17 protein-coding genes are annotated in these 17312 nt (G+C 67.7%); 8 read left to right on the forward strand and 9 right to left on the reverse strand.

All coding sequences use genetic code 11. From position 1 onward, the window contains the following. The first annotated feature begins 103 nt into the window (after window positions 1-103). The 3 genes from FEK34_RS20590 to FEK34_RS20600 all read left to right on the forward strand — a co-directional run bounded on the left by FEK34_RS20590 (window position 104) and on the right by FEK34_RS20600 (window position 2675). The gene (locus FEK34_RS20590; protein ID WP_138450056.1) at window positions 104-940 is read left to right on the forward strand and encodes a patatin-like phospholipase family protein; all 837 of its coding nucleotides are present in this window, start codon (window positions 104-106) and stop codon (window positions 938-940) included. 10 nt (window positions 941-950) lie between these two features. After that, window positions 951-1655, forward strand: coding sequence for a polysaccharide deacetylase family protein (locus tag FEK34_RS20595; RefSeq protein ID WP_138450059.1), 705 nt, complete (start codon window positions 951-953; stop codon window positions 1653-1655). 468 nt (window positions 1656-2123) lie between these two features. Beyond that, window positions 2124-2675: a carboxymuconolactone decarboxylase family protein gene (locus FEK34_RS20600; RefSeq protein WP_138450060.1), complete on the forward strand. Its 552-nt coding sequence runs from the start codon at window positions 2124-2126 to the stop codon at window positions 2673-2675. Between the two features lie 261 nt (window positions 2676-2936). Here FEK34_RS20600 and FEK34_RS20605 read toward each other — a convergent pair whose 3' ends face one another. Both FEK34_RS20605 and FEK34_RS20610 read right to left on the reverse strand, forming a co-directional pair. After that, complete coding sequence (locus tag FEK34_RS20605; protein ID WP_138450062.1) at window positions 2937-3161, reverse strand: hypothetical protein; 225 nt, start codon at window positions 3159-3161, stop codon at window positions 2937-2939. A gap of 211 nt (window positions 3162-3372) precedes the next feature. Continuing rightward, window positions 3373-4143, reverse strand: coding sequence for a TetR/AcrR family transcriptional regulator C-terminal domain-containing protein (locus FEK34_RS20610; protein WP_138450064.1), 771 nt, complete (start codon window positions 4141-4143; stop codon window positions 3373-3375). Between the two features lie 104 nt (window positions 4144-4247). Here FEK34_RS20610 and FEK34_RS20615 point away from each other — a divergent pair, with 104 nt between their 5' ends. Next, window positions 4248-4625 (forward strand): VOC family protein, encoded by a 378-nt coding sequence (locus FEK34_RS20615; protein ID WP_138450066.1) that lies wholly within the window; start codon window positions 4248-4250, stop codon window positions 4623-4625. Window positions 4626-4828: 203 nt separating this feature from the next. After that, a complete protein-coding gene (locus tag FEK34_RS20620; protein WP_138450068.1) occupies window positions 4829-5761 on the forward strand; it encodes a nuclease-related domain-containing protein in 933 nt (310 codons plus the stop codon). 341 nt (window positions 5762-6102) lie between these two features. Here FEK34_RS20620 and FEK34_RS20625 read toward each other — a convergent pair whose 3' ends face one another. From FEK34_RS20625 to urtA, 6 genes are all read right to left on the reverse strand, one after another. After that, window positions 6103-6792: a GntR family transcriptional regulator gene (locus FEK34_RS20625; protein ID WP_138450070.1), complete on the reverse strand. Its 690-nt coding sequence runs from the start codon at window positions 6790-6792 to the stop codon at window positions 6103-6105. A 6-nt stretch (window positions 6793-6798) separates the two neighbouring features. Then, window positions 6799-7491: an urea ABC transporter ATP-binding subunit UrtE gene (urtE, locus tag FEK34_RS20630; protein WP_138450072.1), complete on the reverse strand. Its 693-nt coding sequence runs from the start codon at window positions 7489-7491 to the stop codon at window positions 6799-6801. Then, complete coding sequence (urtD, locus tag FEK34_RS20635; protein WP_138450074.1) at window positions 7475-8290, reverse strand: urea ABC transporter ATP-binding protein UrtD; 816 nt, start codon at window positions 8288-8290, stop codon at window positions 7475-7477. The genes urtE and urtD overlap by 17 nt, the downstream gene beginning before the upstream one ends. Beyond that, window positions 8287-9435 (reverse strand): urea ABC transporter permease subunit UrtC, encoded by a 1149-nt coding sequence (gene urtC / locus FEK34_RS20640; RefSeq protein WP_138450077.1) that lies wholly within the window; start codon window positions 9433-9435, stop codon window positions 8287-8289. Before urtC ends, urtD begins: the two co-directional genes overlap by 4 nt. After that, the gene (urtB, locus tag FEK34_RS20645; protein WP_138450080.1) at window positions 9432-10316 is read right to left on the reverse strand and encodes an urea ABC transporter permease subunit UrtB; all 885 of its coding nucleotides are present in this window, start codon (window positions 10314-10316) and stop codon (window positions 9432-9434) included. The genes urtC and urtB overlap by 4 nt, the downstream gene beginning before the upstream one ends. Before the next feature lie 350 nt (window positions 10317-10666). Next, window positions 10667-11959: an urea ABC transporter substrate-binding protein gene (gene urtA / locus FEK34_RS20650; protein WP_138450083.1), complete on the reverse strand. Its 1293-nt coding sequence runs from the start codon at window positions 11957-11959 to the stop codon at window positions 10667-10669. Window positions 11960-12316: 357 nt separating this feature from the next. Between urtA and FEK34_RS20655 the strand changes: the two genes are divergently transcribed. Then, window positions 12317-14143, forward strand: a complete 1827-nt coding sequence (locus tag FEK34_RS20655) for an acyl-CoA dehydrogenase (protein WP_138450085.1) — start codon at window positions 12317-12319, stop codon at window positions 14141-14143. Window positions 14144-14150: 7 nt separating this feature from the next. Here FEK34_RS20655 and FEK34_RS20660 read toward each other — a convergent pair whose 3' ends face one another. Further along, on the reverse strand, window positions 14151-15008 hold the full coding sequence (locus tag FEK34_RS20660) for a TetR/AcrR family transcriptional regulator (protein ID WP_249359443.1): 858 nt from the start codon (window positions 15006-15008) through the stop codon (window positions 14151-14153). A 75-nt stretch (window positions 15009-15083) separates the two neighbouring features. Here FEK34_RS20660 and FEK34_RS20665 point away from each other — a divergent pair, with 75 nt between their 5' ends. Beyond that, window positions 15084-16292, forward strand: coding sequence for an MFS transporter (locus FEK34_RS20665; protein ID WP_171048313.1), 1209 nt, complete (start codon window positions 15084-15086; stop codon window positions 16290-16292). A 175-nt stretch (window positions 16293-16467) separates the two neighbouring features. Continuing rightward, window positions 16468-17304 (forward strand): DUF559 domain-containing protein, encoded by an 837-nt coding sequence (locus tag FEK34_RS20670; protein WP_249359444.1) that lies wholly within the window; start codon window positions 16468-16470, stop codon window positions 17302-17304. The last annotated feature ends 8 nt before the right edge of the window (window positions 17305-17312 follow it).

A 17312-nucleotide genomic window follows, 5' to 3' on the forward strand; every position in this document is an offset into this window, starting at 1 on the left:
CGCGCCCGTTTCGCAGTGGTGGGTCTCGGCCGATGAGCGCGTTCGGCCGGGTCCGGCCGATTGATCCGCAGCGGATACCGCGCGTGTTCGTTAGCCTGCCTGCATGTCTGATGCGGCGGAACGGGACCGGATAGCGCTAGTGCTCGGCGGGGGTGGGCCGGTGGGAATCAGCTGGCTGGCCGGGCTGGGGACCGGGTTGCGGGAGGCCGGGATCGATCTGGGGCAGGCGGACCGGTTCGTCGGGACCTCCGCCGGTGCGGTGGTCGGATCGGTGCTGGCGGGCGGCGGTGAGCTGTCGCGGTTGCTGGTGGCGGAGCGGTCGAATTCGGCTCCGGTGCAACACGATATGACGGTCATGATGGAGATCGCCGGGCTCATCGGACAGCGCGGGCAGGATCCGGCGCGGATGCGTCAGCGGATCGGGGAGCTGGCATTGGCGGCGAGCACCGGGGAGCCGGACGAGCACATCGAGCGAATCGGCGGGCTGGTCGGGTTCGCAGACTGGCCGGACGCTGATCTGGTGATCACCGCGATCGACGCGGGCACCGGTGAACTGCGGCCGTGGACCCGCGACGACGTCGCCACCCTCCCGCAGGCGCTGGCCTCGAGCACCGCCGTGCCCGGCATCTTCCCGCCCATCCCGATCGACGGGCGCCACTACTTCGACGGCGGCTACCGCTCCAGCATCAATGCCGATCTGGCCGCGGGCGCCGATGTCGTGGTGATCATGGAACCGTTGGCGCACGTGTATCCGCGCAGCCGCGCCGACCGCGAACACGGCTGTGCCCGCGAGATCTCGATCGTGCCCGACGCCGGCGCCATCGAGGCGTTCGGTGTGGACCTGTTCAGCACCGCGGCACTGCGACCCGCCTACGAGGCCGGGGTGCGCCAGTCCGCCGAGGCGGCCGCGCAACTGAAAGAGGTATGGCCGAACCGATGACGGGCCGACGATGAAGCGCCGGGTGCTGATCGGCGCGGCGGTGACGCTGGTGGTCGTCGTTGTGCTGGCTGTCGGCGGCTACTACCTGATGAATTCGCGGACCTTCCAGCTGGCGGGCCGGATCGTCGATCGAGTGGACACCGACGCGAAGGTGGTCGCATTGACGCTGGACGACGGCCCGACCACCACAACCCCCGAGGTGCTGAAGGTGCTGGCCGAGGCCGGCGTGCCCGCAACGTTCTATCTCAACGGCCGCGATCTCGCAGCACACCCGCAGTACGGCGCGGCGATCGCCGCGGCGGGCCACGAGATCGGCAACCACACCTACACCCATCGCCGCATGGTGTTCGTGACCCCCGGCACCGTCGCCGACGAGGTGGGCCGCACCGACTCCGAGATCCGCGAGACCGGCTACCAGGGCCCGATCACCTTCCGCCCGCCCTACGGCAAGAAGCTGTGGACGCTGCCGAAATACCTGTCCGACCACGACACCACCACGGTGATGTGGGATGTGGAGCCCGACTCCGATCCGTCGGCGAGTGCCCAGCAGATCGTCGAGCAGACCGTGCGGGAGGTGCGGCCGGGCTCGATCATCCTGCTGCATGTGATGTTCGGGAACAGGGCGAATTCGCTGGCGGCGATTCCCGGGATCGTTGGCGCGCTGAAGGCTGATGGGTACCGGTTCGTCACGGTGTCGGACCTGCTGCGCGGATAAGGCACGCACCGTCGGCCTGCACCAGTTGTCGCGGCGCTAGTGGACCAGCTCGGCGGAATGGATCAAGCTCGCTGCTCGCTGCTCGCTGCTCGCTGCTCGCTGCTCGCCGGTCGCGGGTCGCGGGTGGCTGCTCGCCGGTCGCGGGTCGCGGGTGGCTGCTCGCCGGTCGCGGGTCGCGGGTGGCTGCTCGCCGGTCGCGGGTCGCGGGTCGCGGGTCGCCGGTTGCCGGTCGCGGGTTGCCGGTCGCAGGTCGCGGGTCGCTGGTGGTTGGTGCCCGGCTGCTCGGTATCGCGCGTCAGATTGCCGGGTGGTCGGTCGCGAGTGGTGGTCCACCGGTAGTGGGCGGCCCGTAGCTGGGGTCGGGCGCGGAACACCCCGCACGCATCCCGGCGCCGGGTAGGCTCGGCGGCGGCCCGCGTGCCCGGCCGCTGATCGGGCGCGCAGATCTGGTGAAAGAGGCGAACGCAGATGGTTTCGACGTCGCAACCACGTGTGTCCCCGGGGCGATTGCGTCAGCTGGGACCGATCAACTGGGTGGTCTGGCAGGTTCTCTCGCGCGCCGCGGGCACCGCGGACGCGCATCTGTTCAGCACCCTCGGCCGCACCGGCGGACTGTTCCGCGGCTGGCTGCACTACTCCGGCAAGCTCATGCCCGGCGGCAAGCTGACCAGGCACGAGTCCGAACTCGTCATCCTGCGGGTGGCGCATCTGCGCTCCTGCGACTACGAGATGGACCATCACATCAAGCTCGGCAAACGCGCGGGTGTCACCCCGGAGATCCTGGACCGGGTGCGCACCGGCCCGGACGCCCCCGGCTGGTCCGAAAAACATCGCGCGCTGCTCACCGCCGTCGACCAGCTGGTCACCACCCGCGATATCGACGACGCCGCATGGGAGCAGCTGGCCACCTACTACGACGACCGCCACCTCATCGAAATCGTCCTGTTGACAAACCAATACGAGGGCCTGGCCTCGACCATCACCGCGTTGCGTATCCAGCGCGACGAGATGAGCCACTAGCGCAGACCGGGGTGTGAGGCGTCCGGCCCGCCGCCTCGCCGCTGCACTGTGGATAGCACGGGCCGCGGCACCGGGTGCGGCAGGTGGCGGGCGTCGGCAATGGGTGCGGCACGTCACGGGCCTCGGCACGTGGGTGCGGCGGATGACGGACGTCAGCATTGGACCCGGCAGATCGCGGGCGTCGGCATTGGGCGCTGGAGGTGACGGGCCTCGGCCGTGAAGAGCTGGCTTCAGGAAACCCATCGCCCTGCGGTTCCGATATCAGCACGCCGGCTGGAACGGATAGCACGGGGGCGGCGGCGGTTTCGCTGACGTCGGCGGCGCGGGAACGGGCACCGGAACCGGCTGCTGCCCCGCCCCACCGCCGCTCGTCGCGACAGTGCTCACCACCAGCGCGACCAGTCCCGCGATCACGGCGAAGAACACGCACATGATGCCGAAGCCCAAGACGCTGTCGACGTCGGTTCCTCGGTCGGTCGCGGCCACCGGCCGGGCGCCGTACCGGGAACTTCGCGACGAGCGCCGGATGCGGTAGTGGTGATAGCGCGGGTACCGGCTTCCGCGCCCTGATGGACGTCGGTAGTGGGGGCGTACCGGACGCCCTTTCCTGATATGGCCGCGTACATCAGGCATGTCTCCATTGTCGCAGCCGTCTCCAGCAAATTCATCGAATGTGCTGTCGCGCAAGCATTGTCGATCAGGATCCGCTGCCGCTGATCAGCCTGTCGAGCCCGTCGAGCACTCGCGCGAGCCCGAACTCGAACGCGTGGTCGGCACTGTAGGCGGCGTCGTGCGCCGATCCCGCGGCGGCGCCGACGCGCGTGGCCAGCGGGAATTGCTCTGGGGTGATGCGCGATTCGAGGAGCGGGCCTGCGCGTTCCCACCATTCGCTGTCGGAGATCGAGCTGTCGGCGGCGGCGCGGGCGGTGTCGTTCGCTATGCGCGCGACGGAGGTGACGAAGCCGAGCAGGTAGGTCAGGGCGGCATCCATCTGGACGTCGTCGAGACCGAGACCGTCGAAGGCGCGCAGTTCGTGGTCGTATTTGGCGGTTTGGCCGGGGCCGAGCGGCGGGCGGGTGGTGGAGATGTCGGCGACCCACGGATGTTCGGTCAGCATCGTCCGGTTCTCCGCCGCGACGGTGGCCACGCGCTCGCGCCACGGTAGGCCGTCGAGGTCGGCGCGCGGCATCGCCAGGTAGACGGCGTCGAGCATGAGGTCGATCAGCTCGGCCTTGCCGGGGACGTAGGTGTAGGTCGCCATGGGGGTGAGCCCGAGGTGGGCGGCGACCGCGCGCATCGTCACGGCGGCGATTCCTTCGGCGTCGGCGATCTCGATGGCCGCGGCGACCACCTCGTCGACGCTGCTGCGTTGCTTCGGCCCGCGGCCGGGCGGGGTCGGCACCCGCCAGAGCAGCTCCAGGGTCCGCACGGGATCTCCCGCGCTGCTGCGTTCCTTCGGCCCTGCCATCCCACCTCCATCGAGTGATTCACATCACAATGCGGCTCATCGGAAATTTCTCTACAAAGTATAACGTACTAAGTAGAGAGAAACGCGATCAGAAGGAGCCCCGTATGCGCATCACCGAATCCGCCATCTCGCTCAATGTCGCCGACCCGCAGGCCTCGGCGAAGTTCGTCACCGACCATCTGGGGTTCACCGAGAAGATGTCGGCCGACGGGTTCGTCTCGCTCGCCCGCGAGGACGCGGGCATGAACCTCATCTACCTGCGCACCGGGCTGAAGAGCTTCAAGCCGGCCAGCGCGGCGGGCAGCGCCGGTCAGGGCCTGCTCGTCGTCTTCGTCGTCGACGATATCGACACCGAGTACGCGCGCCTGCAATCCGAAGGCGTCCCGATCGTCACCCCGATCGAAACCGAGGAATGGGGCGAACGCTACTTCCAGATGGCCGACCCCAACGGCATTCTCTACCAACTGGTCCAATGGGTGTGACCGATCCGCGAGAGCTACATGGCCGTGGCAAACCCGCGAGAACGCCACACGCTGATGTAGCTCTCGACGGCGGTCGATGCCCTTGGGGTGGAATTCGACCGGGCGGGGCGTCATGATCTAGCGGAGTAGCTCGGGCGGCGGCCTCTGTGGGCCGCCGCCAGGAGCGAAGGCTGGATCGGGACGCACGTCAGGGGTTGTGCACGATGCTGGTGAAGATCGAGTCGGGCGCGGAACTGTCCGCGGCCGAGCGGGAATTCGTCGAATGCCTGCGCAAACTCCCGACCACCGGCGTCGCCCTCATCGATCTACAGGTGGGACCCGAAAGCGGGAAACGCCAGGTCGACGCCGTCGTCTGGACGCCGCGCGGGGTCACCGTGCTGGAGGCGCGCGGGTTCCGGCGCAGGCAGAGCGGGATTCTCGAGGCGGGCGGCGGGCAGTGGACCATCAGCTCCCAGCCCGCCGACCTCGAACAACCCGAGGGCGTCAACGTTTCCGACCAGCTCGAGCACGCGGTGCACGAAGTGAAGGCGGCGCTGGAACGTTCGCTGCAAGATCCCGGCCATCTCAGCGGCGCCGTCGTGCTGCTGCCGTGGCGCGGGGCGGTGGTCCGGCCCGCACGCACCACGCTGCGCCCCGGCTTGGATGTGGTGGTCGCCAACGTCACCGATACCACCGAATTCCGCATCTACCTGGAGAATTTCGCCGCGGCCCCGCGTGCGTGGACTGCCGATCGGGTGCTGGCCGCAGCCTCGGCGCTGATCCGATCCTGCGACAGCGATATTCACCTGAGCCGCGCGGAACTGCTCGACGAAGGTTTCGATGCGGCCGCCCCGAAACCGAAACCGATCCCCGCCCGCCCCGCACCCAGACACGAACCGAAACCCGAGAACAGCGGCAGGCAGACCGCCGCGGCGTGGGTGGTGTTCACCGCGGGGGTGCTCGGCACGCTCGTGGTGCTCGGCGTGATCGTGCGCGCGGTGCTCACCGACGGACCCGACGTCGAACCGACCGCCACCACGACCACGGGAGCCACCGCGACGCCGCACAGCCGAGCGACGGCGCCCGCGGTGCCGGCCGGCGGTATCGCAACGCCGCGAGCGCAAGTGGAATGCTGGCCGTTTCAGCCCGGCTGCTGACAACTGCGCAGACCGGTAGCACGCCCTCGTGACCGCGAGGGATGCGGGGCGGTCCGAGTCACCTGCCCCATTCGCGCACTCGCGGCCCCACTCCGCCCGCCGCGCACCGACCTGCTCCTGCCGCGTGTGAAGGTGAGCGCTGCCCGTGAATCGCGCACGGCCTGCGTCATCCTGGTCGGATGTGGTGCTGCCTTCGGCGGCGCATCGTTCTGATCCGGGCGTGTTTGAAGGCGCGCGCTGCGCGTCAATCGGGCATGACCTGCGTCAACCTGGTCGGATGCGGTGCTGCTTTGGCCGCGCATCGTTCTGATCCGGCCGTGTCTGAAGCCTAGCGCTGCGCGTCAATCGCGCACGACCTGCGCCAATCTCGTCAGGTGCAGCGCCGCCTTCGCCCGCGCGATCACATGCGAACGCGACGAATCGATATGCGCGTTCAGCGTTTCCAGCGCCGCCGCGCGCTCACCCGCCAGGAGCTGTTCGGCGATGGTGATGTGCTCGGCCGTCATGGCGGCAATGCGGTCGGGGGTGGGCATGTCCATGGTGCGCACCGGCCGGACCCGCACCTGCACCGAGGCGAGGGCTTCGGCGAGCGCCGCATTGCCCGCCGAACGCAGTAGCACGATGTGGAACTGGTCGTCGGCGGCGATGAGCGCGGGTCCGGGTTCGGGCGGATGTTCGGCCAGGTGACGCCAGTGGTCGAGCTCGGCGCGAACCATATCGAGGTCGTGCGTCGGCTCGCCGAGCGCACGCTGAATTCCCCTGGATTCCAGCACATTACGCAGCTCATAGAGCTGATCGAGCTCATCCAGGCGCGGCCGGAACGGGTACAGCCCGTCGGCGCGGCGCTCCACCAGCCCGTCGGCGAGCAGCCGCGCGAGCGCCTCACGGACAGGGGTGCGGGACACCCCGTAGCTGTCCGCGAGCCGTTCCTCGCCCAGGCGCTCGGTCGAGGCCAGCGCGCCCGCCGCCAGATCGCGGCGCACCGCCTCGTACACCTGCGCACTCAGCGGGATCCGCCCCCGTCGCGTCACGGCGGCTCAGATCGCCATCGCCGAACGGACCACGGACTCCGCGCCAGCACCGCCCTCACCGGAGGAGGTGATCCGGCCCGATTCCAGCACGTAATAGCGCTGCGCCGCCTGCAAGGCGAAGCCGATGTGCTGTTCGACCAGCAGCACGCTCAACCCGCCGCGCCGGGTGAGGTCGATGATGGTGCGTTCGATCTCCGCGACCACCGACGGCTGGATGCCCTCGGTGGGTTCGTCCAGGATGAGCAGTTTCGGTTCGGTGATCAGCGCCCTGGCGATGGCCAGCTGCTGACGTTGACCGCCCGAGAGCAGCCCCGCCTTACGGGTGAGCAGTTCACGCAGCGCGGGGAACAGGTCCAGCGATTCGTCGATCAGGGCCTTACCGCGTTTGCGGCCGTCGGCCACCACCTGAAGATTCTCCGCTGTGGTCAACTGCGGAAAACTCTGCTGCCCCTGCGGGACATAGGCGATCCCGCGGCGCACCCGGCGCGACGGGGACAGTGACGTGATCACCTCACCATTGAACGTGATGCTGCCGGACTTGGTGGTCAGCAGGCCGACGGCGGTGCGGAGCAGGGTGGTCTTGCCCGCGCCGTTGTGACCCATGATGGCGACGACGCTGTCGTCGGGGACGTTCAGCGACACGCCGTGGATCACTTCGGTCCGGCCGTAACCGGAATGGATATCAGCCAATTCGAGCATCGGCGCTCTCCTCGTCGTTCGATTCGGCGGCGGCGGTGCCGAGGTAGACCTGCTGCACCTTGGGATCGGCCTGCACCTGTTCGACGGTGCCCTCGCTCAGGACGCGGCCTCCGGCGAGCACCGTGACCGAGGTGGCGAAGGCGCGCATGAAGTCCATATCGTGCTCGACGACCACCACGACGCGTTCGCCGCCGATGCGGCGCAACAGGTTTCCGGTTTCCTCACGTTCCTCGGCGCTCATGCCCGCTACCGGTTCGTCCAGCAGCAGCACAGACGCGTTCTGCACCAGCAGCATGCCGATCTCGAGCCACTGCTTCTGGCCGTGCGCGAGCACACCGGCGGGCTGATCGCGCAGGGCACCGAGGCCGGTGATCTCGAGCGCTTCCTCGATGCTCGGCAGCACGGACTTGCGCCTGCGCAGCAAGGTGAGCGCGGAGCGGCCCGCGCCCGCGGCGATATCGAGATTTTGCAGAACGCTCAACTGCTCGAAGACGCTCGCCGTCTGGAAGGTACGCCCGACGCCGAGCCGCGCGATCTGATGCACCTTCTTGCCGATCAATTCCACCCCCGACTTCTGCGCCGATCCGGTGGCCGGGGTGAGGCCGGTGATCGCGTCGATCAGGGTGGTCTTGCCCGCGCCATTGGGGCCGATGAGGAAGCGCAGATCGCCCTGCAACACCGTCAGGTCGACGTCGGTGACGGCCTGGAAACCGTCGAAACTCACCGACAGCCCGCGGACTTCGAGGTATTCGCTCGACATGCCGGCATTGCCGCCGCGCTTGGGTTCGTGATCGATCATCGCGTGGGCACCTTCTCTTCGGTCCGCACCGGCAGCGGGTCGGCGGGTGGGTTCGCGGGCGGCGCGCTGTCGCCGGGTTTCGGTCTGCGCTCGGCGATGACGCGGCGCAGGATCGGCCACAGCCCGGCCAGACCGGCGGGCACGAATCCGACCACCACGATGAACAGCACGCCCTGTAGATAGGTCCACCCCGACGGGAACTGCTCCGACAGCGCGGTCTGCGCCCATGCCACCCCGATCGCGCCGAGCACCGGGCCGAGCAAGGTGGTGCGGCCGCCGATGGCGACACCGATCAGGAAGGCGATCGACGGCACGACGCCGATATCGGCGGGGGAGATGATCCCGACGATCGGCGTGAACAGCGCGCCCGCGATCCCGGCGAAGAACGCCGCGACCACATACGCGACGATCTTGACGTTGGCCGGGTCGTACCCGAGGAACCGCACCCGCTCCTCCTGATCGCGCACCGCGACCAGCAGCTCCCCGTACCGGCTGTGCATGAGCTGACGCACCACCGCCACCACCGCGAGCAGGGTGCCCGCCGCGATGAAGAACAGCATCTGCCGGTTCACCGGATCGGAGAGCTTGAAACCGAAGAAGGCCCGGAAATCCGACAGGCCGGTGAATCCACCGATGGTCTGCTGACCCGTCAGCAGAATCGCCAGCGCCGCCGCCAGCGCCTGACTCAGAATGGCGAAGTAGGCGCCCTTGACCCGTCGCTTGAACACGCCGTAACCGAGCGTCGCGGCGACCAGCGCGGGCAGCACGAGAATCGCGATGATCGCCACCGGCGCCGACGCGAACGGCTGCCAATACGCGGGCAACTCCCGGATTCCGGAGATCTCCATGAAATCCGGCACCTCATTGCCGAGCCGCGCCGCATCCGCCATTTGCAGATGCATCGCCATGATGTAGGCGCCGAGACCGAAGAACACACCCTGGCCGAGGGTGAGCATTCCGCCACGCCCCCAGGCCAATCCGATGCCGGCGGCCACGATGGCGAAACACAGGAACTTCGCCAGCAGATTCAACCGGAAATCGCTGAGCACGGCGGGCGCCACTGCGAACAACAAAAATGCGGCGAGGGCGAATCCGCCCCACACCCGTACCGAGGGATTCGCGAACCAGCGCTGTGCGGAAGTCATGCCAGGCTCCTTGTCCGGACCGTGAACAGGCCCTGCGGCCGGACCTGCAAGAAGACCACGATGATCACGAAGACGATCACCTTGGCGATCGAGGCGGTCGTCGAATACTCGATGAAGGAATTGAGCAGCCCGAGCGCGAACGCGGCGATCACCGTGCCCTTGATCTGGCCCAGTCCGCCGATCACCACCACCAGGAACGCGTCGATGAGGTAGCTCTGGCCGATGGTCGGGCTGGTCGAACCGATCAACGTCAGCGCCACACCCGCGATACCGGCCAGACCGGAACCGATGAAGAAGGTACTGATATCGGTGAAACGTGAGGAAACACCGCTTGTTTCGGCGAGATCCCGGTTCTGCACCACCGCCCGGATGCGCCGGCCCAGCGGGGTCGTCTTCAAGACGATCGCCAGTGCCGTCACCGCGACCACCGCGAGCACCAGAATGAAAATCCTGGTCTTGGGCACCACGGCATCCAGAATCGTGACACCACCGCTCAACCACTCCGGAACCAGCACATTCTTGGCCGGCGCGCCGAAGATATCGCGAGCCAGCTGCTGCAACACCAGCCCGACTCCGAAGGTCACCAGCAGCGTGTCCAGCGGGCGGTCGTACATCCAGCGGATCAGCCCCATCTCCAGCGCCGCCCCCAACGCGCCGCCGACCAGGAAACCGACCAGCAGCGACACCAGCAACGACACCCCCGCCGACGACACCACCTGCTGGACAACGTAAGTGGTGTAACAACCGGCCATGATGAACTCGCCGTGCGCCATATTGATCACGCCCATCTGACCGAAGGTCAGCGCGAGCCCCAGCGCGGCGAGCAGCAGGATCGACCCGAGGCTCAACCCGGTGAAGAGCTGGCCTACAACGACTTCCATCGAAACTCCTGTGTTGAATTGGCGGCGCCTGCGGCACCGCGTGTTCGCGGCCCCTTGGTGTCTCGCGTTTCCGCTACCGCTGCTTGCCTGCGGCGTGCGCAGCGGCAGCGGAAACGCGAGACGGGCCGCGAACCGGGCTCCTCGGGGTCGCCCGTAGCGGGGCTGGGCCCTTGGGTTCCGTTCTCGGCGGGGCAGTTGCTTGGTCGGGTGGTTCGCGGCCCCCTCATGGGTCCTGGCAGTCGTGGTGCGGGTGCTTCGTCGCATCCGGCTCGTCGGCTGCCGGGACCAGGCCGCGAACCGCGGTCATCCGGATCTGCCGCGGCGGTCGGCATCCGCCGCGGCAGGCGGGGTTACTTCAGGCCATCGGCCCAGGGGTAGGTGGCGAGGTAGGGGTCCGGTGCGATGGGCTGACCGGAATCCCACACCGTGTAGATGAGGCCGTCCGGGCGGATTTCGCCGATCCTGGCCGTCTTGGTGATGTGGTGGTTGTCGCCGTCGATGGTGACAAGGCCCTCGGGCGCTTCGAAGCTCACGCCGTCGGCGGCGGCCTGAATATCGGCGACCGCGAACGAATTCGCCTTCTCCACCGTGTTCTTCCACAGGTACACCGAGGTGTAGGCGGCTTCCATCGGATCGGAGGTCGGCTTGTCGGCGCCGAAGGCGGCCTTGTAAGCGTCGACGAAGGCCTTGTTCTGCGGGGTGTCGACGGTCTGGTAGTAATTCCAGGCGGTGAGCTGGCCCGCGATGTTCTGCGCACCGATACCGGCCACCTCCTCCTCCGCGATCGACACCGAAACCACCGGCATATCGGCCGCGGTCAGGCCCGCGTTGGTGTATTCGCGGAAGAAGGCGACATTGGAATCGCCGTTGAGGGTGTTGAACACCGCGTCGGCGTCGGCGGTGCGCACCTTGTTGATGATTGTGGAGAAATCGGTGGAGCCCAGCGGGGTGTAATCCTCACCCTTGATCTCGAGCCCGTTGGCCGCCGCGTACGCCTTGATCTCGCGGTTGGCGGTCTGCGGGAACACGTAGTCGCTGCCGACCAGGTACAGCGATTTCACACCCTTCTGCTTCAGGTAATCCAGGGCGGGGATGATCTGCTGATTGGTGGTCGCGCCGGTGTAGAAGATGTTCTTGCTGTCCTCCAGGCCCTCGTACTGAACGGGGTAGTACAGCAGCGAATTCAGGCTTTCGAACTTCGGCTTCATCGCCTTGCGGCTCGACGAGGTCCACCCGCCGAATACCGCGGCCACGCAGTCGGAGCTGATGAGCTTTTCCGCCTTCTCGGCGAAGGTCTTCGGATCGGAGGCGCCGTCTTCGAGGACCAGCTCGATCCGCTTGCCCAGCACGCCGCCGGCGGCATTGATCTGGTCGACGGCCAGCTTGGTCGAATTGGCGACGGTCACCTCGCTGATGGCCATCGTGCCCGACAGCGAATGCAGTGAACCGATCTTGATCGTGTCCTTGGTGGTGTCGACACAGGAGACGGCGTTCGAGCCGTCCGCGGAGGCGTCGTCCCTGGCGCCGCAGGCGGTCAGCAGCACGCCGGCCAGCGCGAGCGCGGTCGGTACCGCGAGGGCCTTGACCGAACGCCGGGAGCGGACGCTGCCGCGATGTCGGCGGAATCGGGAGGAATCGGACATGGGCGAACCCTTCTCACTCATCAGTTGTGGTGGCGGCACCGCACGGGTTCCGCACCGAATACCTGCACGTTCGCCCCGGTCACGGCTGTCGACCGGGTTGTATACAGAGCCTGTATTCGTGCTGCGAAACGTTAGACAGAAGTTGTTGCGCCGGAATATCTCTCGATGACGAGTCGGTTTCGTGCGTTGCCGTGAGGTGAAACCTTGCGCACAAGCGTCCAGTACGGTGCGGTGAGGTCGGCCCGTGCTTACGGTTGCGTAGCTCGTGAGCGGTGCGGCACGCTTCGGTCCGTAGGAGTCACAAGCCGGAAACCCTCACGGTCGGCTGACCGCGGGCGGTGAGTCGAGGAGGACGCGGTGGGGCATTACAAGGCGAACCTGCGCGATATCGAGTTCAACCTGTTCGAGGTGCTCGGACTGGACAAGCTGCTCGATACCGGCGCCTACGGTGACCTGGATTCCGACACCGTCCGCGAGATCCTGGCCGAGGTCAAACGCCTGGCCGAGGGCCCGGTGGCCGAATCGTTCGCCGCCGCCGACCGCGACCCGGTGCAGTTCGTCCCCGCCGAACACACCATCACCGTGCCCGACGCGCTGCGCCGGACCCTGACCACGGTGCGCGAAGCCGACTGGAGCAGGCTCGGCCTGCCCGAGGGCATGGGCGGAACGCCGGCACCGTCGGCGCTGGTGTGGGCGGTCAACGAGATGATCAGCTGCGCGAATCCGGCGGCCTCGTTCTTCAATATGGGCCCGGTGATGGCGGCGGTGCTCTACAACATCGGCACCGGACAGCAGCAGCATTGGGCCACCCTCGGCTACGAGAAGGGCTGGCAGGGCACCATGGTGCTCACCGAACCCGACGCCGGCTCCGACGTGGGCGCCGGGCGCACCAAGGCCATCGCGCAGCCCGACGGCACCTGGCATATCGAGGGTGTGAAGCGGTTCATCTCCGGCGCCGACGTCGGCGATACCGCGGAGAACGTCTTCCATCTGGTGCTGGCGCGGCCCGAAGGCGCGGGGCCGGGCACCAAGGGGCTGTCGCTGTTCTACGTGCCCAAATACCTCTTCGATCCGGAGACCCTCGAGCTCGGCGAACGCAACGGCGTCTACGTCACCAACCTCGAACACAAGATGGGCCTGAAATCCTCGCCCACCTGTGAACTCACCTTCGGTGGCGACGTGCCCGCCGTCGGCTGGCTGGTCGGCGAGGTGCACGACGGTATCGCGCAGATGTTCCAGGTGATCGAGAATGCGCGCATGATGGTCGGCGTCAAATCCAGTGGGACGCTGTCGACCGGGTACCTGAACGCGCTGGCCTACGCCAAGGAGCGGGTGCAGGGCGCGGACCTCACCCAGATGACCGACAAGACCGCTCCGCGCGTCACCATCACCCACCACCCGGACGTGCGGCGTTCGCTGGCGATGCAGAAGGCGTATGCCGAGGGCCTGCGCGCGGTGTACCTCTACACCGCCGCGCATCAGAACGTGGATGTGGCGCAGTTGGTCTCCGGCGCCGACGAGGATCTGGCGCACCGGGTCGACGATCTGCTGCTGCCGATCGTGAAAGGCGTCGGCTCCGAGCGCGCCTACCAGTACCTCACCGAATCCCTGCAAACCCTCGGCGGATCGGGCTATTTGCAGGACTACCCGATCGAGCAGTACATCCGCGACGCCAAGATCGACTCGCTGTACGAGGGCACCACCGCCATCCAGGCGCAGGACTTCTTCTTCCGCAAGATCGTGCGCGACAAGGGCGTAGCGATCGGCCACGTCACCGGCCAGATCAACGCCTTCCTCGACGCCAAGACCGGCCGCTTCGAACCCGAACGCGAACTGCTGCGCACGGCCCTGGCCGATGTGCAGGCCATGGCGGCCACCCTCACCGGCTACCTTATGGGTTCGCAGGAAGAGCCGAGCGAGATCTACAAGGTCGGGCTCGGCTCGGTGCGCTTCCTGCTGGCCGTCGGCGACCTGCTCATCGGCTGGCGACTGCTGGTGCAAGCCGAAATCGCGGCCGCGGCGCTCGCCGGTGAGGTCAGCGAGAAGGACCGCGCGTTCTATGCCGGAAAGGTCGGCGTGGCAACCTTCTTCGCGAGGAATGTGCTGCCCACACTCACGGCGACCAAGAACGTGATCGCGTCCCTGGACACCGACATCATGGCCCTGGACGAGGCGGCGTTCTGAGCAGCTGCTAGTCCGCGAGCAGTTTGAGCACGACGGGCCGCGACAGCGTTCCCGAGACCTGGCGGGCCAGTTGGTTGGCGCTGGTGCCGGAGGCGTGGGCGGCGCGCAGGGCCGTCGCCAGCTCGGCGCGCGCGGCGTCGACGGCGGCCTGGGCTGCGCGCAAGCGTGCGGCTGCGGTGTCGACTGGGTCGGTGCCGGATGCGTCCGTGCCGGGTGCCAGTTGTGTGGGCTCGTCTGAGGCAGAGCCTGCGGTGCCAGGGGCGGTCAAGACATTGACCGGCGAGCTCGGATCGTAGCGCAGGGCCGCGCGGGCGAAGTTCGCCATGAAGGCGCGAATGGTCGCAGTGTCGTCGGCGGCGTCGCCGAGCAGCAGGCGCGCGGTCTGGGGAAGGGTGTTGGCCCAGTTCGCGACCCCGCACAGGGCGATCAGCAGCAGGCCGGCGCGCTGCTCGTCGACGCCGAATTGCTGTTGGGCGCGGTCGAATTTGCGTTCGTAGAAGTCGGCGCGCCAGCCGTCGATATCGTGCGCGTCGGCGCCGCGGTGCAGCGCCTCCCACAGCATCAGGCGCAGCAGCTTCGGGTTGTCGCGGTGGTAGTCGAACAGTTTGGCGACGTAGTCGCCGACCTCGGTGTCGGCCAGCGGCTGCACCGTGTCCATGAACTCGCGCAGGCTGTCGATCAGGATGACGTCGAACAGTTTGTCCTTGCTGCCGAACAGCCCGTAGATGCGTTCCTTGTTGACGCCGGCCGCCTCGGCGATGCGGTCGACCCTGGCCCCGGCCAGCCCGTACTCGGCGAACTCGTCGCGGGCCGCGCGCAACAGAGCCCGCCTGGTGGCGTCGCCGCGTTTGGTGCTGGGCGTCATGGGCAAGACTTTACCATTCCATTAAACCAACTATTTGGTTGACCAATCGGCTCCGGCGGCCGTACGCTTCCTCGCATGGCATCGCCGACAGCCCCTCTCGCCGTTCCCGATTCGATCCGCACGCCCACCGAGCACGCCTCGACGGCCAAGACCCTCCCGGTCTTCGTCCTGTCCGCCTTGCTCGCCACCGGGCAGATGTACATTCCGATTCCCCTGTTCAGCGCCATGAAATCCGATTGGCACGTCGGATCGGGCGTGATGACCTGGATCATCAGCGCGTTCGCGTTCGGCTACGCCGGTGGATTCGTGCTCTTCGGTCCGCTGTCGGACCGGTTCGGTCATCGCCGGGTGGTATTCACCGGCATGCTCACGGCCGCAGTGGTCACCCTCTTGACCGGACTGGCCTTCAGCGCGTCGGTCGAGATTCCGCTGCGAGTGGTGCAGGGCCTGGTCGTCGGGTCGATCCCGCCCGCACTCATGGCCTATGTCGCGACGCGGATCGTCCCTGGCCACCGCGCGGTGGTCACCATGTCGATGGCCACCTCATTCCTGGCCGCGACGGTGCTGGCGCAGATCGTCTCGCAGGCGGTGGTCGGATGGTTCCCGTGGCGCACCGTGTTTCTCGGCTCCGCCGTCGCGTTCGCCGTGCTCGCCTTCGCCCTGCGCTCGATCATGCTCGACGACGCACCCACCGCCGCGAATTCGCCCCTGCGCCACAGCTATGCGGCCATCCCCGCGGTGCTGCGCATCCGCGCACTGCTGCCGATGTTGATCGCCGGTGCGCTGAGCATGGCGGTCATGGTCGGGGTGTACACCGGCATCGAAATCGCCGGCCTGGTCCACGGTTCCGGTGAACTGCTCGCCCTGCGCGCCGGCGCCCTCCCGGTGATGCTGGCCCTGCCGCTGCTGGCGATTCCGCTGGCCAGGCTGTCCCGGCACGGCCAGATCGTGCTCGGTGTGCTCGTCGCCGCGGCAGCCATGATCGCTGCCGCACTGGCCGGCACCGGCGTCGCGCTGTTGACGGTCCTGCTGGCCGTGCTCGTCGGCGGTCTCGGCGTCATCGCCCCCGCCGTCCTGCAATCGGCAGGCGAACTCGGCGGCGACGCCCGAGCCGCCGCCTCCTCGGTCGCCATGTTCAGCTTCTACGTCGGCGCCACCACCGGCCCCCTCGTAGCCGCCGCAACCGCCCCACACGGCTTCGCAGCCCTCTCCTGGACCCTGGCCGCCCTACTCCTCCTCGCCCTCATCCTCACCCTCCTGGCCCCACGCCCATCCTCCACCTGAACCGATTCGCCGAGAGCTACATGAGCGAGAGGTCTACTCGCGTTTTGCCTCGGCCATGTAGCTCTCGGCGAGCTCAGGTTGTGGAGAGGGTGGTTTTCGGGGAGGTCTGCGGGGTGCGGCGGGGCACGATTGGGGTATGGGGGGATTTTGTGAGCCGTTTCCTGGGAGCTGGGCTGTGCAGGCGGGCAAGGTCAGCGAGTGGGAGTTGCGGAAGAACTTCGTGCGTGTGTTTCCGGATGTGTATGTCGCCAAGGGGGTTCGGCTGGATGCGCGCGCCCGCGCACTGGCGGCGGGCCACTGGGCCAAAGGTGACGGCGTTCTCGTCGGTTGCTCGGCCGCTGCCCTCCATGGCACGCGGTGGCTCGACGATCGGCCCGCCGAGATCTCGACACCGCGCAGCGCCCGAACGCATCCGGGACTGAGGGTCTATCGGGGCGGCGTCCCGGACGATCAGGTCTGCGAGATCGCGGGTTTCCGCTGCACAACGCCGGCCAGGACCGCATTCGACCTCGGCCGACGGCTGGAATTCGACCAAGCGGTAGAAGTGATCGACGCCCTGTGCTCGGCGACCCGCACGACATCGGAGGCCATCGCCGCACTGCTACCGAAGCTGGCGGGCACGCGCGGCTGCGCTCGAGTCCGAAAGCTCTTGCCCTACATCGACGGCGGCGCCGAATCGCTCACCGAGACCCGCACCCGATTACTGCTGGTACGTGCGGGCTTCCCCAAACCCGAAACCCAGATCCGGGTAGTACACGATGGCATGATCGTCGCTCGCCTGGACCTGGGCTGGCGCCGCTGGCAGGTGGGAGTCGAATACGACGGCGCACAGCACTGGACCGACCCTGGCCAACGCGCCTGGGACATCGACCGCCGCGCAATTCTGGCGGCCATGGGATGGACCATCGTCCACGTCAGCGCCGCCCAACTCACCAAACGCCCCGACACAATCATCGCCCGCACCGCATCCGCGCTCCGGGCGCACGGCGCCCAGCTCGCGAGAGCTACATGAGCGAGGGG

This window comes from Nocardia cyriacigeorgica, from assembly GCF_005863245.1.
Taxonomy (GTDB): domain Bacteria; phylum Actinomycetota; class Actinomycetes; order Mycobacteriales; family Mycobacteriaceae; genus Nocardia; species Nocardia cyriacigeorgica_C.

What these genes read in the sequence shown, in the direction of transcription:
- urtB (WP_138450080.1), bottom strand. Translation starts at nt 10,316, where the DNA reads ATGGAAGTCGTTGTAGGCCAGCTCTTCACCGGGTTGAGCCTCGGGTCG.
- urtC (WP_138450077.1), bottom strand. Translation starts at nt 9,435, where the DNA reads ATGACTTCCGCACAGCGCTGGTTCGCGAATCCCTCGGTACGGGTGTGG.
- FEK34_RS20615 (WP_138450066.1), top strand. Translation starts at nt 4,248, where the DNA reads ATGCGCATCACCGAATCCGCCATCTCGCTCAATGTCGCCGACCCGCAG.
- FEK34_RS20620 (WP_138450068.1), top strand. Translation starts at nt 4,829, where the DNA reads ATGCTGGTGAAGATCGAGTCGGGCGCGGAACTGTCCGCGGCCGAGCGG.
- urtA (WP_138450083.1), bottom strand. Translation starts at nt 11,959, where the DNA reads ATGTCCGATTCCTCCCGATTCCGCCGACATCGCGGCAGCGTCCGCTCC.
- FEK34_RS20590 (WP_138450056.1), top strand. Translation starts at nt 104, where the DNA reads ATGTCTGATGCGGCGGAACGGGACCGGATAGCGCTAGTGCTCGGCGGG.
- urtD (WP_138450074.1), bottom strand. Translation starts at nt 8,290, where the DNA reads ATGATCGATCACGAACCCAAGCGCGGCGGCAATGCCGGCATGTCGAGC.
- urtE (WP_138450072.1), bottom strand. Translation starts at nt 7,491, where the DNA reads ATGCTCGAATTGGCTGATATCCATTCCGGTTACGGCCGGACCGAAGTG.
- FEK34_RS20660 (WP_249359443.1), bottom strand. Translation starts at nt 15,008, where the DNA reads ATGACGCCCAGCACCAAACGCGGCGACGCCACCAGGCGGGCTCTGTTG.
- FEK34_RS20610 (WP_138450064.1), bottom strand. Translation starts at nt 4,143, where the DNA reads ATGGCAGGGCCGAAGGAACGCAGCAGCGCGGGAGATCCCGTGCGGACC.
- FEK34_RS20600 (WP_138450060.1), top strand. Translation starts at nt 2,124, where the DNA reads ATGGTTTCGACGTCGCAACCACGTGTGTCCCCGGGGCGATTGCGTCAG.
- FEK34_RS20595 (WP_138450059.1), top strand. Translation starts at nt 951, where the DNA reads ATGAAGCGCCGGGTGCTGATCGGCGCGGCGGTGACGCTGGTGGTCGTC.
- FEK34_RS20665 (WP_171048313.1), top strand. Translation starts at nt 15,084, where the DNA reads ATGGCATCGCCGACAGCCCCTCTCGCCGTTCCCGATTCGATCCGCACG.